Source organism: Pseudarthrobacter naphthalenicus, assembly GCF_029076445.1.
GTDB classification, from domain to species: Bacteria; Actinomycetota; Actinomycetes; order Actinomycetales; family Micrococcaceae; genus Arthrobacter; species Arthrobacter naphthalenicus.
Map to the genome: position 1 here is coordinate 162,313 of NZ_JARESG010000007.1, position 13,427 is coordinate 175,739.

12 protein-coding genes and 2 pseudogenes are annotated in these 13,427 nt (G+C 65.3%); 7 read left to right on the top strand and 7 right to left on the bottom strand.

Features of this window, described 5'->3' with window-relative positions:
* Positions 1 to 274: 274 nt before the first annotated feature.
* Positions 275 to 571, top strand: a pseudogene (locus PY310_RS09365) (M23 family metallopeptidase); the annotation flags it as partial.
* 257 nt (positions 572 to 828) lie between these two features.
* Here PY310_RS09365 and PY310_RS09370 read toward each other — a convergent pair.
* Positions 829 to 1,407 (bottom strand): hypothetical protein, encoded by a 579-nt coding sequence (locus PY310_RS09370; protein WP_275214151.1) that lies wholly within the window; start codon positions 1,405 to 1,407, stop codon positions 829 to 831.
* A gap of 86 nt (positions 1,408 to 1,493) precedes the next feature.
* Between PY310_RS09370 and PY310_RS09375 the strand changes: the two genes are divergently transcribed.
* Positions 1,494 to 2,048 (top strand): glutathione peroxidase, encoded by a 555-nt coding sequence (locus PY310_RS09375; protein WP_275214106.1) that lies wholly within the window; start codon positions 1,494 to 1,496, stop codon positions 2,046 to 2,048.
* 123 nt (positions 2,049 to 2,171) lie between these two features.
* On the top strand, positions 2,172 to 3,101 hold the full coding sequence (locus PY310_RS09380; protein WP_275214107.1) for a phosphodiesterase: 930 nt from the start codon (positions 2,172 to 2,174) through the stop codon (positions 3,099 to 3,101).
* A gap of 15 nt (positions 3,102 to 3,116) precedes the next feature.
* On the opposite strand, the gene PY310_RS09385 is transcribed toward PY310_RS09380, so the two are convergent.
* Both PY310_RS09385 and PY310_RS09390 read right to left on the bottom strand, forming a co-directional pair.
* Entirely contained in the window at positions 3,117 to 4,592 is a 1,476-nt protein-coding gene (locus tag PY310_RS09385; RefSeq protein WP_320537402.1) for a stealth family protein, read from the bottom strand.
* A gap of 229 nt (positions 4,593 to 4,821) precedes the next feature.
* Positions 4,822 to 5,751: a Cof-type HAD-IIB family hydrolase gene (locus PY310_RS09390; RefSeq protein WP_275214108.1), complete on the bottom strand. Its 930-nt coding sequence runs from the start codon at positions 5,749 to 5,751 to the stop codon at positions 4,822 to 4,824.
* A gap of 162 nt (positions 5,752 to 5,913) precedes the next feature.
* Between PY310_RS09390 and PY310_RS09395 the strand changes: the two genes are divergently transcribed.
* Together PY310_RS09395 and PY310_RS09400 are read left to right on the top strand one after the other, a co-directional pair.
* Complete coding sequence (locus PY310_RS09395; RefSeq protein ID WP_275214150.1) at positions 5,914 to 6,213, top strand: type II toxin-antitoxin system VapB family antitoxin; 300 nt, start codon at positions 5,914 to 5,916, stop codon at positions 6,211 to 6,213.
* Positions 6,206 to 6,877 (top strand): LytR C-terminal domain-containing protein, encoded by a 672-nt coding sequence (locus tag PY310_RS09400; protein WP_275214109.1) that lies wholly within the window; start codon positions 6,206 to 6,208, stop codon positions 6,875 to 6,877. Before PY310_RS09395 ends, PY310_RS09400 begins: the two co-directional genes overlap by 8 nt.
* Here the strand turns inward: PY310_RS09400 and PY310_RS09405 are convergent.
* Positions 6,874 to 7,503 carry a TetR/AcrR family transcriptional regulator gene (locus PY310_RS09405; RefSeq protein ID WP_275214110.1) on the bottom strand — a complete coding sequence of 210 codons (630 nt, stop codon included), beginning with the start codon at positions 7,501 to 7,503 and terminating at the stop codon, positions 6,874 to 6,876. The genes PY310_RS09400 and PY310_RS09405 overlap by 4 nt on opposite strands.
* 92 nt (positions 7,504 to 7,595) lie before the next feature.
* The gene (locus PY310_RS09410) at positions 7,596 to 8,294 is read right to left on the bottom strand and encodes a DsbA family oxidoreductase (protein ID WP_275214111.1); all 699 of its coding nucleotides are present in this window, start codon (positions 8,292 to 8,294) and stop codon (positions 7,596 to 7,598) included.
* A gap of 186 nt (positions 8,295 to 8,480) precedes the next feature.
* Here PY310_RS09410 and PY310_RS09415 point away from each other — a divergent pair, with 186 nt between their 5' ends.
* Complete coding sequence (locus PY310_RS09415) at positions 8,481 to 9,602, top strand: glycosyltransferase family 4 protein (RefSeq protein WP_275214112.1); 1,122 nt, start codon at positions 8,481 to 8,483, stop codon at positions 9,600 to 9,602.
* 24 nt (positions 9,603 to 9,626) lie between these two features.
* Complete coding sequence (locus tag PY310_RS09420; RefSeq protein ID WP_275214113.1) at positions 9,627 to 11,774, top strand: amylo-alpha-1,6-glucosidase; 2,148 nt, start codon at positions 9,627 to 9,629, stop codon at positions 11,772 to 11,774.
* Positions 11,775 to 11,787: 13 nt separating this feature from the next.
* Here the strand turns inward: PY310_RS09420 and PY310_RS09425 are convergent, their stop codons facing one another.
* Together PY310_RS09425 and PY310_RS09430 are read right to left on the bottom strand one after the other, a co-directional pair.
* Positions 11,788 to 12,321 carry a GNAT family N-acetyltransferase gene (locus PY310_RS09425; protein WP_275214114.1) on the bottom strand — a complete coding sequence of 178 codons (534 nt, stop codon included), beginning with the start codon at positions 12,319 to 12,321 and terminating at the stop codon, positions 11,788 to 11,790.
* Positions 12,322 to 12,351: 30 nt separating this feature from the next.
* Positions 12,352 to 13,372 (bottom strand): annotated as a pseudogene (locus PY310_RS09430) (Gfo/Idh/MocA family protein).
* Positions 13,373 to 13,427 lie beyond the last annotated feature (55 nt).

Below are 13,427 nucleotides of genomic sequence, written 5' to 3' on the forward strand. Positions count from 1 at the left end.
GACGGCGGTACGCGCCTTGGCGGCCTGCGCCGCCATGGTCACGGCTTCTTTCGCTCTAGGGCTTCCCGCCCTCCCGCCGCTCCAACACGCGGGCGCTTTGCCGGAGGCTGCCACCGGTTACGTTTCTGCGCCGGCCTTGACTCCAGCCTTCCTGACGGACGGAAGGGCGCTTGTTCCCTTTGGCCGCACCCTTGTCAGAACGATCGCAAGGGACGGTAAGGCTCCGCTGAATGTGGCCTCCGCCCAGTTGCAGCGACCGCCGGAAGGCTCCCTGATGGCCCCCCTTGAAGAACTCACGGCGAGTTCACCCTTCGGGTTCCGCATCAGTCCCATCACGGGCCACCTCGGGGACTTCCACCTGGGCCAGGATTTTGCCGCCGGGTGCGGCACCAGGGTCTATGCGGCCGACACGGGCGTGGTCCGCGCCGCTGGCTGGCACCCATGGGGCGGCGGAAACCGCGTGGAGATTGACCACGGCAACGGGCTGATCACCACCTACAACCACCTGCAGGCGATTGCCGTCCGGACGGGGGATACCGTGCAGGTGGGCCAGATCATTGCACGCGTGGGCACCACCGGGTGGTCCACGGGCTGCCACCTGCATTTTGAGACCATCCTCCACGGGATCCATACCAGTCCTCTGAACTGGACGCTCCTGCCCATCCACCAGGTGGACATGCTGGCGGACATTGCGATGGTCAGCTACGAAGGCAAGGCCGCGGATGCCGGAACCGCTTTGCCGTGGGCGATCCCCGTTGCCGCAGACAACAGCCACACGGTTCTCCACGGTGATAACGAACTGCCTGCGCCGCCGCCCGCCGCCCAGGCTCAGCCGACGCCGACCCCTTCCGCCACGCCAACGGCAACTCCGTCACCCCCGCCGCCGGGGACGGCAACTGCGACGCCGTCGCCGACGGGTACGCCGACCGGGACGCCGTCGCCGACGGGCACGCCGACCGGGACGCCGTCGCCGACGGGCACGCCGACCGGGACGCCGTCACCAACGGGAACAGCAACAGGGACGGCAACTTCGACGCCGTCGCCGACGGGTACGGCAACGGGGACGCCGTCGCCAACGGGGACAGCAACAGGTACGGCAACTTCGACGCCGTCGCCAACGGGGACAGCAACGGGAACGGCAACTGCGACGCCTTCGCCAACGGGTACGGCCACCGGAACGCAGAGCGTGACTCCGACGCCGACGGTTACGGCAACTGCGTCTGCGACGCCCACCGCGTCTGCTTCCCGTACCGCCACCGCCCCTCCGGCGACCCGGCCGGCATCACCCACAGCGACAACCGCCCCGGTGGCGCCAACGGCCGCCGTCCCCGGCGCCACATCGTCGCCGGCACGGCGGTCTCCCTCCGAGTCGGAGCAGTCGGAGCAGCCGGGGGAAACGCCAACCACGTCCCCGGCGACCGCGCCGGCGAAGCACTGACAGAAAACTCCCAGCGTCCGCCCGTACTGTTGATGGTTGGCAACGAATCACCTGCATGACCAACCTCACCAAGGACGGCGCTGTGACCTCTCTGTACACCATCCCGCTGATGCTCAACGACGGCACCCCGACTGACTTCGGCCGGTTCAAGGGAAACGTGGTGATGGTGGTCAACGTGGCGTCGCAGTGCGGCCTGACACCGCAATACGCCGGCCTCGAGACTCTCTATGAGAAGTTCCGGGACCAGGGGTTTGAGATCCTCGGCGTGCCGTGCAACCAGTTCGCGGGCCAGGAACCGGGCACGGACGGCGAGATCGCCGAGTTCTGCGAGCGGAACTTCGGCGTGACGTTCCCGCTGACCGCCAAGGCCAATGTGCGGGGCAAGGACCAGCATCCGCTCTACGCGGAACTGACCAAGTTCAAGACCAGCGTGCTGCCGGGCCTGGTCAAGTGGAACTTTGAGAAGTTCCTGATTAGCCGCACGGGTGAGGTGGTGGGACGCTTCGCCCCCACCGTAGTTCCCGACTCTCCGGAGATCCTCGAAGCAATTCAGCAGGCGCTGGCCGAATTTGATGAACCGAAGAGCACCTCATCTCATTCAAAAGCCTAATTCTTTTGGCATTTTCCAACTTGCCGGGGGAAATTAACTTCAAATTTCCCCAATGTCTGGTTGGATAATAGTTACTGAAGGGTAGAAGGGAAGCGCCGTTTCCCACCGACCACAGAGGCAGCAATGAAGCACATCGAGGCCGAACACCCCCGGCCGCGCCACTTCCTTCTTCACCTGAGCGACCCCCACCTGATGGGAGGTCCGGATCCCCTCTACGGCGCAGTTGATAGCGAAGCCAAGCTCATACAGCTTTTCGACGAAGTCCGGGCGTCCGGGGCACGGCCCGAGGCCGTGATCTTCACCGGCGACCTTGCCGACCAGGGCCATCCCGAGGCGTATTCAAAGCTGCGGGCAATCGTGGACCCCGCGTGCAAGGACCTGGGTGCTCAGGTCATTTGGGCCATGGGCAACCACGACAACCGCGCCAACTTCCGCACCGGCTTGCTGGATCAGCCGGCCAGCGATTTACCCGTGGACCACAGCTACTTCGTCAACGGTTTGCGCGTCATCACGTTGGACACCTCAGTCCCGGGCTACCACCACGGTGAGCTGAGTACCTCACAGCTGGAGTGGCTGGCCCGTGAGCTGGAGACGCCGGCGCCCGACGGCACCATCCTTGCACTCCACCACCCGCCGGTTCCGTCCGTCCTGGATCTGGCCGTCCTGGTGGAACTGCGCGACCAGGCGAACCTGGCCGCAGTGGTCCGCAACTCGGACGTCCGGAGCATTCTCGCGGGGCACCTGCATTATTCAACCACCGCCACCTTTGCGGGCATTCCGGTGTCCGTGGCCTCAGCCACCTGTTACACGCAGGATCTTAACGTCGGTGTCGGCGGCACCCGTGGCCAGGACGGCGGCCAGGCGTTCAACCTGGTCCACGTGTACGAGCACACCATTGTTCACTCCGTGGTCCCGGTGGGGAGCATGCCCACCGTGGGCGAGCACGTTACCGCGGAAATGAGCGCCAGGCGCCTGGCCGCAGCCGGAGTCACCATACCGGAGAAAGCCAAAGTCGCATCGCCCACGAAGGTTGCGTTGCCCTACGCCACGTAGCGGCACCCGCCCCGGTCAGAGTTCCCAGGGCGCCTTGATGGGGTAGTACTTCTCCAGGAAGTCGGTCACCAGTTCGGCCCGCTCGTCCGCCGGGACTTCCGGGAAGCTGCCGTCGTTGAGGCAGAAGAAGTCCATGTTTCGTTTGGCCAGAAGTTTGGGCAGGTAGTTCAGCCCGGCCCGCATGGTGGTATCCACATAGCGCACCTTGGCCGCCGTCTGGGTGACGGCACGGCCGGTCAGCAGCGCGTAGTAGTGGTAGAACGAATTGGTCACCGAGATGTTGTCCGCAGCACGGAACCGGCTGGCGGCGGTCTTCCGGAATTCCTCCGGAAACTCCTGTTCCATGGTGGCCACCACGCTGCGCCGCAGGGGCGCCGCAGTGTGCTCAAGGTGCCGGGTGGTGATGCGCCCGAAGCGGTCCCAGAGGAGCTTGCGGTTCACCCGGGCGGCGTTTTCGAAACCGCTGCGTTCGGCGTCGTTGTCGCCCAGCCCGATCCGCGTCTCGGCCTCAATGAATTTGGTGATCCCGCCCGGTGTGAAGAACAGATCGGGACCCACCGGCCGGCCGAAGAACATGTCATCGTTCGAATAGAGGAAGTGCTCCGAGAGCCCCTCGATGTTGTGCAGCTGGCATTCCACTGCCTGGGAATTGTGCGTCGGCAGCACGGACGGATCCGAAAAGAACTCCTCACTGCGGACGATGGTCACGGACGGGTGCTCGGCCAGCCACTCCGGCGCAGGCGAGTCCGTGGCGATGAAAATGCGGCGGATCCACGGTGCAAACATGTACACCGAGCGCAGGGCGTACTTGAGTTCGTTGATCTGCCGGAACCGGGCTTCATGGTCGTCGCCCTCGCCGAGGACCACGTCCTTCTGCTGGGCCCGGCGGGCTGCGATGTATTCGGGAGAACTGCCGTCCACCCAGGAGAACACCAGATCAATATCGAAGCTGATGTCGCTGGCGTGGTCCGCGAACATGTTCTCGATGGTGGGCCAGGAGTGGCCGTAACGCTCCACCGTCCCGCGGACGGCATCCTGTGCCAGCATGGTGCGCCGGGTGAGGGAGTTCTCGATGGGCAGGGTGATCTCGTTACCGTCGAAGCTCCAGAGCTCAATCTGGACGCCGGCGGAGGAGCCGAACTCGAAGCCGCCGTCGGGCTCCACCCGGGGACGGTAAATCCGGAAGATGCGTGCCTGCCTGTTGCGGGAAAGTTCGCCGTCGGCCACCAGGACAGAGGATTTCTTCTTCGCGTCAACCGTCATGGAGTAAACGGGCTCGTTACGGCAGGCGGCAACCAGGGCTGCCCGCAGCTTTTTGCGGTTCTTCCAGTCCAGGGCGATGACCGGGCGGTCATTGTTGCCGCGGACCAGGAGGTAGTCCAGCCCGGCGCCGGCCAGGACGTTGCGCAGGAAGAGCAGATCCTCAACCATGGCCTGGTACGGCGTCCGGTTGTGGTTGATGAGGGCATACCGTCCCTTGTGCCGGACCACGTCCTCGCGGTGCTTGAGCCTGGCTTCAGCAGCGGGAGAGGTGACCTCCGCATGCGTTCGCGGTTCTACCGACGCCTGTCCGCCGTAGTAGATCTCATCCTGGACAGCTGCTTCTGTAACGGGTGCTTCTGTAATGGTTGTCTCCGTCGCGGTTAACTGGTAAGCGTTCTTACTTGAAATGATAGCGGTAGCCTCAAAACGGGACCGTTTACAGGAGGCGGAACGCGGCTCAGCTGCCCACCGCCTCCCGCCACTTCCGGAGGAAAGCCGCGCCGGCGTCGTCGTGGATCACATTGCTGCCAAGCCCCAGGTCCGCGGCGGTGAGAACATCGTAGGGTTTGACCGGGACGCCGTCTGCGGGACGGACGTCGATGTGCTTCACCGGATGGTCGTTGTGGTGCAGCCAGTCGGCCATGGCGTAGTCCGTGCGGGAGTCGCCCATGGTCCGCCACGCCAGCGGCGTGATGCCCCGCGCTGCGAGCATCTCGACGGCGCGGCTGGCGCCCAGGTCCTTGCCCAGCCGCACGGACTCAATGTCGGTGGAAATAATGGTGGGGTCCACGCGGTAGTCCACGGCGTCGTCGGAATTCGGCGCGTGGTGGTCCAGCCGGACCACCCCCAGGCCATGGCGCGCCATCAGGTCCATCGCGTCGGTGTCGAAGAGCGCCTGTTCGGCGAGGTACTCGGCGGAGGGTACTTCGATGTGCTGCTCAACCGAAACCATGGCACGCTTCGTCTCGTCGAAGAACATATGGGCCGAATAGTCCTCGGCCACCAGCCGGCGGACGTCATCGCCGTAGGCCTTGGGAACGGCCAGTTCCTGATCAACGTGGACGGGGCCCGCGCCGGCTGCGGTGTAACTGAACCAGACCGCACCCTTTTCGCAGATGGCGTGGATGACGGTTCCCGCCGGCATGCCTGCGGCGATCATGGGTTCCATAACCTGTTCGCGGATAAAGGCATCGGAGCGGCCGGTGTTGAAAATAACGGGAATGCCGGCGCTGGCCAGGGCAACCATGTCAGCGATGATGCCCGGCTGCACGTCGCGGGTGACCGGGCTCGCCACGGGGCCGTCAACGTCGAGCAGAAGGGCGAGTGGCGGGGTGGACAGCAGGCGCACGCCGGGGGCGGGGCTGGCCGGAAAATCGGATGCGGTCATGCCTCCATTGTGTCAGCCAAGGGCCTGGGTCCGGGTGTGTTGCCCGGTGTGGCAGGCCGCGGGGCCTGGCTCCAGTAACGGTTGGTCACTGTTTGGCTACAACCTTGGAACGGCGCGGGCGTGACTCTTCTCTTGTGCCGCCCGGGTGCCTAGGGTTGCATGGTGATCTTCAAAGCTGTGGGCGAGGGACGCCCGTACCCTGACCATGGTTTCAGCACGCCCAAACAGTGGGCGTCGCTGCCCCCGCGCCCGGTGCGCCTGGACGAATTGGTAACCACTAAACGGACCTTGGACCTTGAAGCGCTGCTGGCGGAGGACTCGACGTTCTTTGGCGACCTTTTCCCGCACGTGGTGCAGTATCAGGGAACCCTCTACCTGGAGGATGGCCTGCACCGCGCCGTCCGGACGGCGCTGCACCAGCGCACCGCAATCCATGCCCGCGTGCTGGTGATAGATGGCTAGGAAACCCAAGGACGCCCGGATCCTGCACGGCCATCGGGTGGTGACAGGGCCGGAACTGCGGGCAACTTTTGAAGCCGCCGATGATCCGGACGACCCCGTCCGCGTGCGGCGCAGGGTAATTCACGGCGTGGTGCTGGTCCTGCTGCTGGGTTTGATCGCCGGGGGCGTCATCACCGCGTTCGCCATCATCAACGGCCACCTTAAGCTGCCCGCGCCGGCCGCCAGTGAAGCGCCGCAGAGTGCCTGTCCGGCGGCCACCTATGATTATGTGCCGCCCGAGAAAGTGAACGTCAACGTCTTCAACTCCACCAGCCGCCCCGGGCTGGCCCGCACGGTGGCGGACGAACTCCTCGCTCGGAAGTTTGTGGTGGGTAACGTGGCAAACACCGAAGCGGGTTACCGTGGCGTGGCCGCGGTGGTCTCCGGTGCGGCCGGGCAGTCCGCGGCCTTCACCGTCCAGCGGAACGTGCCGGGCTCCGACTACTTCCAGGACGGCCGGTCGGATGCGAGCGTGGACGTGATTCTTTCCGGGGACTACAAAGAGCTTGCCGCGGCGGACCGGGTGGATCAGACTCCCGGGAAGCTCAGCTGTCCGCGGGAAAGCCGCAGGATCGCTGACGACGCCAAGTGGCCCGTACTTCCGACGGCGACACCCTCCCCTTAGCGAACGCGCAGCGGCGCGCTCCCGGCGTCGAACCTGGCTCCGGCACCCAACTGGATGAACCGGACCGTCCTGGCGATACGCGCCTCCAGCTCGGCGGGTTCGTTGCTGCCGCGCGCGGCACTGGAGGACAGCGTCCCGTGGATCAGTTGCGCAAGCTGGCCGATGTCCGTCTCCGGCAGGTAGCCCTGCGCCATGCCGTCACGCAGGATGCCCTGCAGCATGACGCTCAGTTCACCCACGTGGTCCGCCAGTTTGGCAAAGGACGACGGCGAGAGCACCGCTGCCATCGCAGGTCCGGGCGGGAGGTGGCGGCGGCTGAGGTCCTCCACCTGGGTGCGAACGTAGAGCGCCAGCCGTTCGACCGGGTTGTCCACGGCGGCCAGGGCGTCCCGCAGTTCGGCGAGAAACCGCTCGGTCTCATCCAAAGCGTAGGAGATCAGCAGCTCTTCAATGTCCGCGTAATAGTTGTAGACCGCGGTCCGTCCCACCCCGGCGTGCCGGGCGACGTCCGTCATGGTCAGGCCGGGCAGGCCGTGGGTGAAGAGGAGTTCACCAAAGGCGGTCAGGATCCGGCGCTGCGTGTCGGCTCGTTGCGCGGCGTTGGTGGCCGCCGAAATCCTGGGCATGCAGACACTTTATCGTGATGTGTCAGTAAAATCGGGCATCGCAGACCCGGGGCGGGGTCCGTGGCGCCCCGCCGCCCGGGAGCAGCGGGACCTTAGACGGCGCAGCCGTCAGGGCCGCAGGCTTCACCGTCCGCCGCGTTGACCAGCACCAGCGGGTTGGTCTCCTGCCACGCCTGGGTCAGCGCTGCAGTGAAGGTTTCGGCGGGCTGTGCGCCGGAGAGCCCGTATTTGCGGTCGATGACGAAGAACGGCACCCCGGTGATGCCCAGGGCGCGGGCTTCCTCAAAGTCGAAGCGGACGTCGTCGGAGTACTTCTCCGTGGTGAACAACTCCTCCACCGCGCCGGCGTCCAGGCCCAGCGAAAGGCCCAGCTCCGTCAGGTACTCCCGGCTGCCGATGTCCTTGCCGTGCTCAAAGTGGTCGCTCAGGAGCCGTTCCTTGGCAGCATCCTGCCGGCCATGTTCGGCAGCCAGGTGGATCAGGCGGTGGGCCGTGAAACTGTTGGCCACCACCACCTGGTCGAAACGGTAATTAAGGCCTTCGCCCTTTGCCTGCTCCGAAACGTGCTCAAACATCTGCGAAACCTGCGCGTGCGGCATGCCCTTGATCCTGCTCAGGTATTCAAGTTCGGTGCCTTCGTAATGCTCCGGGAGGCTGGAATCCAGCTGGTAGCTGCGCCATGTGACATCAACCGAATCGCGGTGCGGGAACTCGGACAAGGCAGCTTCGAACCGGCGTTTGCCGATGTAGCACCACGGGCACGCAACGTCTGACCAGATCTCTATCTTCATGCCTGACACAACGGCGCAGCTCCCGCGGCCATTCCCCTGCAGGGTGTTGGACCTGTCACAGCTGGGGGTTGAAAACGCACCCCGGCCGGGGTAATAGTCAGAACAAAAGGTCAAGCAAAGGCCTTCGACTGATAGCTCACACGCCAGGTCTGGGGGCGTGGCATGTGATCCTTTGCGGAGGAAAGCATGCGTATTGGACTGATTGCAGCACCTTGGATTCCCATCCCGCCCTCGGGATACGGCGGCATAGAAAGGGTTGTTGACCTCCTCGCCCGGGGATTCACGGCGGCCGGGCACGAAGTGGTGCTGGCCGCGGCTTCGGACAGCACCTGTCCGGTGCCTTTGGCGCCGGGCATGAGACCCTCCGAACCGACGGAAATGGGGCTTTCGCTCTCAGAACTGAGCCACGTCATCAGGGCTTATGAAGGCCTGGGCGATGATGTGGACATCATTCACGACCACACCCTGGCGGGGCCTCTGCTGGCCCGGCGGGCGTCGGGGGCACCGGTGGTGACCACCATCCACGGCCCCCTCATCCCGTCCTCCGCTGACCTGTACCGGGCCATGGCCGCGGACACGGCCATTATCGCCATTTCACGGGACCAGGCTTCCCTTGTGCCGGACGTGCCCATCACGCGCGTGATCCATCACGGAATGGACGTTGCCGCTGTCCCGGTTGGTTCGGGCCAGGGCGGTTATGCCTGTTTTGTGGGCAGAATGTGCCCTGACAAAGGAGTGGTGGAAGCCATCCAGATTGCCCGGCGCGCCGGAATTCCGCTGCGGATCGCGGCAAAGATCCGGGAGCGGGCGGAAGTGGAGTACTTCCACAGCGTGGTGGAGCCGCTGCTCGGCCCCAATGAGGAGTTCCTGGGCGAGATCGGGGATGCGGAAAAATATCGGCTCATGGGTGAGGCGATCGCCTTCCTGAACCCCATCCAGTGGCACGAACCCTTTGGCCTGGTCATGATCGAATCGCTGTCCACCGGCACTCCGGTGGTTGGAACCCCCATTGGGTCGGCCCCTGAAATCGTGGACGACGGCAAGACCGGCTACCTGGCCGTGACCGAGGAACTGCACACCATGTTGCCCCTTGCGGCATCGCTGGACAGGTCCCATTGCCGGGAGCGGGCGCTCAAGCTGTTCAGCACCGAACGGATGGTCCGGAACCACCTGGACCTGTACGCAAAACTCGTTGAAAAGAGTCAGGCTGCAGGGGTTCCTGACCGTTCCTTCGTGCAGCAGAATCGAGGAGGGGGAACAGTTGTCCAGGCCCTGGGCGGAGAATCGATGGCCCCCCGGCGGCAGTGAGGCACCGAGGCAAGGAGGGCCGTCATGACTGCATGGAACGCCGACACGGAAGCTGATATCGGCGGCTCCGAAGCGGTAACCCTGGTGGAAGGGTCATCGTTCTGCATCTCCGCCCCGAGCGGGGACATGAACAACGACGGCGGCACAAGCGGCGCGTTCTACCAGGACACCCGGATTGTGTCGCGGTGGATCCTTCGAATCAACGGCGCCCTCCGCGAACCGCTGGTGGCGCACCGGCCGGACGCCTATGAGGCCACCTTCGTGGGGCGCGCCAAATGGCCGGATGGACGCTTCGACAGCCCCCTTGTTGTCCGCCAGGAACGCCACGTGGGCCCGGGAATGCAGGACGATATCACCCTGGAGAATTATTCGTCCGAGGCCGTCAGCTGCGAGATTGAACTTCTGGTGGACGCCGATCAGGCCGACCTTTTCGACGTCAAGGGCGGCCGCCCGTCGCAGGGCGCCGAGGTGATCCGGCGCAGTTCCGACGGCGAGCTCCTCATCGATGCGGTCCGCAACGGCCAGCGCCGGGGCACCGCCATCCGGGCCGCCGGCGCCGAGGTCAGCACCGATGCCCTTCGGTTCCGCGCCCACATTCCGGCACGCGGCAAGTGGTCCACCAGCGTTATTGTGGTTCCCCTGATCAACGGTGCGGCTCCGGCTGACCCGTTCACGGAGGCGGGCCTGCCCCGGCTCCGGCTCGGGGTCCAGCGGCAACGGGCGTGGGAAGAGAACGTACCGCGGCTCTCCCTGGCGGACAGCAGCATCGAGTCCACGCTGGAGAGGAGCCAGACGGATCTGGGCCTGCTCCGGATTTTCGACGCCGAGCATCCGGACCGTGTTGCCGTGGCCGCCGGAGCGCCCTGGTTTATGGCACTCTTCGGCCGGGACTCGCTGCTGTCTTCCTACATGGCCATGCTGGTGGATTCCAGCTTGGCCGCCGGAACCCTGCAGACCCTCGCCGCCCTCCAGGGCACGAAGGTGGATAACGATTCCGAGGAACAGCCCGGCCGCATTCCGCACGAGGTCCGCCTGGGTGTGACCGCAGGCCTGTCCCTGGGCGGGACGGCTTATTACGGAACTGCTGACGCCACGCCGTTGTTCGTCAGCGTCCTGGGCGAACTCAGCCGGTGGGGATTGTCCGATGACATCGTGGACTCCCTCCTGCCGCATGCAGACCGTGCCCTGGAATGGATCGAGAAGTACGGGGACCGCGACGGTGACGGGTTTGTGGAGTACCTGCGGCCCAACACCCACGGGCTGGTGAACCAGGGCTGGAAAGATTCCTGGGACGGGGTCAATTTCGCGGACGGCCGGATGGCTGAGCCGCCCATTGCCCTGTGCGAGGTCCAGGGCTACGTCTACGCCGCGTACGTGGCCCGCTCCCTGCTGGCACGCTCCCTGGGTGACACCGAAACCGAGCACCGCTGGGCGGAGCGCGCAGCAACGCTGAAGAAGGCCTTCAACGAGACGTTCTGGTTGCCTGACAAAGGCTACTTCGCCCTTGCCCTGGACAAGGACAAGAAGCCGGTGGACTCGTGCACATCGAACATGGGCCAGTGCCTGTGGGTTGGCATCGTGGATGAGGACAAAGCGCCGCAGGTGGTGGAGCGGCTCATGTCACCAATGATGTTCACCGGCTGGGGCATCCGGACGCTTGCCTCGGACATGGCCGCCTACAATCCGGTGAGCTACCACAACGGTTCGGTATGGCCGCACGACTCGGCGCTAGTGGCCACCGGCCTGATGCGCTACGGCTTCGTGGCCGAGGCCAAGCGGGTGGCGCGGGGGATCTTTGATGCCGCGGCCTACTTCGACGGGCAGCTTCCGGAGCTGTTCTGCGGTTTTGACCGCAGCGAATATTCCGGGCCGGTGCCCTATCCGACGGCGTGCTCCCCGCAGGCCTGGGCGGCCGCGGCGCCTATCCAGCTGGCCCGTATCCTGCTGCGTTTTGATCCGGACTTCACCCGCGGCGTTGTCCATCTGGCCCCGTTCCTCGCCCAGGACAAGGGCGACTTCAGGGCCGACAACGTTCGTCTGGGCCATGCCAGGATCTCCATCACCGCCAACCGCACCGAGGGAAACATCGAGGGCCTCCCGCCGGAGCTGAAGTTGCTGAAGGAGCCGCGTCCGCCGCTGGACGAGGGCCTGGGCGGCAGGGCGGGCGGCTAGGCAGGGCAGGCGGCTAGGAGACGGCGCGTTCCATCACGAAGTCGTGTTCCACGGTGCTTCCCAGCCTGAAGGATTTGCTGCCCACCTTCCGGAAGCCGGACTTCTCGTAGAAGCGCACGGCCCGGGCATTCTGGTTGTTGACGCCCAGCCAGACGCCGGCTGCGCCCGCCGCGGCGGCCGCCTGGAGGCTGGCGTGCATGAGTTCCGCCGCCGCGCCCAGGCCGTGGTGCCCGGGGTGGACATAGCATTTGCTGAGCTCCATGGACGGCAGGAGCGTCAATGCCGCCGCCACGTCCGCATCCGCAGCGGGACGGTTCACAAGGAGGCTGTAACCGCGCAGGCTGCCGCCGGCGTCGATCACTAGAACCGTGATGTCCGGGTCCGCGAGGTAGCTCCGGAAGTGCTCCTCGCTGAGCGTATTGGCCAGGTGCGCGGCGATATCCTCCGGTGAGGACGACGGCGGGCACGCCAGCGGGAACGTGACCGCGGCGAGTTCGGCGAGCGCACCGGCGTCGTCCGCTACAGCGTTTCGGATGGTGTGGGTCATGCAGAAAACTCTAACCGCCCGCCGGGACGCTCAGTGTTTATCCGCCACGGCGTCCGTCTGGTAGCGCAGCCCGATCTGGCGGCGGATCTCGTCCATCGCGGCCATCACCGCGACGCTCTGATCCGGCGGCAGAATTGTTCCGGCAGCGGAACCGGACCGGATCAGCCGTTCCAGTTCGGCTGCCTGGTACTGCATGCCGGCCGCTCACCGGCAGGTCGAACCGCTCGAGGACGTTGCCTTGTCCATCAAAAACGGTGAAGGGCGTGGGGTTGTACCAGGTGGGTTCGACGTCGATCCATCCGTCCGTCCCGAGCACCACGGCGCGGTTGGGCCCGGCCGCGTCAAGCTCGCAGTCAATGATGGCCTGCTGCCCCGTTCCGTACCCGAAGATTGCCGCGGTTTGGCGGTCCACACCGGTTGCCGTCATGGACGCGCCGGCCCGGATAGTGTCCGGAGTTCCGAGGATGTCGATGGCGAAGGAGACAGGATAGACGCCCAGATCCAGCAACGCTCCGCCGCCCAGGGCAGGATCGTTGAGCCGGTGCCCGGGATCCTTGGGGAGATCCTGGTTGTGGCTGGCAATGATTTTCCGGACCTCACCGATGGTGCCGTCCGCGATGACTTCACGCAGGCGGATCATATGCGGGAGGAAACGGCTCCACATGGCCTCCAGGGCCACCAGGCCTCTGGACGCGGCCAGGTCGAAAACCTCCCGAGCTTCGCGGGCATTCATGGTGAAGGCCTTCTCCACCAACACGTGCTTCCCGGCATTGAGAGCCAGCAGGGCGTTGGCGTGGTGAAACGGGTGCGGGGTGGCGATGTAGACAACATCCACGGCGGGGTCTGCAACCAGGGCCTCGTAGCTGCCATGCGCGGCAGGCACACCGTGCTGTTCCGCGAACGCCCTGGCCGAATCCAGTGAACGGGAGCCAACAGCCTGCACGGTGAAACCATGTTCGTTCAGGTCACGGGTTTGCAGGGCGGCGATGAAGCCGGTGCCGAGGATTCCCCAGCGGATTGTTCCGTCCGACGTGCCGTTGCCTTGGGTCATGCGTTCAGTCCTTTGATGGGTCATTGACCCACAGCCGCCGGCCGGCCTGCAGGGT

Bases quoted from the DNA above. Each gene is read 5' to 3' on its own strand.
- PY310_RS09375 (WP_275214106.1), top strand. From the start codon at position 1,494: ATGACCAACCTCACCAAGGACGGCGCTGTGACCTCTCTGTACACCATC.
- PY310_RS09380 (WP_275214107.1), top strand. From the start codon at position 2,172: ATGAAGCACATCGAGGCCGAACACCCCCGGCCGCGCCACTTCCTTCTT.
- PY310_RS09390 (WP_275214108.1), bottom strand. From the start codon at position 5,751: ATGACCGCATCCGATTTTCCGGCCAGCCCCGCCCCCGGCGTGCGCCTG.
- PY310_RS09400 (WP_275214109.1), top strand. From the start codon at position 6,206: ATGGCTAGGAAACCCAAGGACGCCCGGATCCTGCACGGCCATCGGGTG.
- PY310_RS09405 (WP_275214110.1), bottom strand. From the start codon at position 7,503: ATGCCCAGGATTTCGGCGGCCACCAACGCCGCGCAACGAGCCGACACG.
- PY310_RS09410 (WP_275214111.1), bottom strand. From the start codon at position 8,294: ATGAAGATAGAGATCTGGTCAGACGTTGCGTGCCCGTGGTGCTACATC.
- PY310_RS09415 (WP_275214112.1), top strand. From the start codon at position 8,481: ATGCGTATTGGACTGATTGCAGCACCTTGGATTCCCATCCCGCCCTCG.
- PY310_RS09420 (WP_275214113.1), top strand. From the start codon at position 9,627: ATGACTGCATGGAACGCCGACACGGAAGCTGATATCGGCGGCTCCGAA.
- PY310_RS09425 (WP_275214114.1), bottom strand. From the start codon at position 12,321: ATGACCCACACCATCCGAAACGCTGTAGCGGACGACGCCGGTGCGCTC.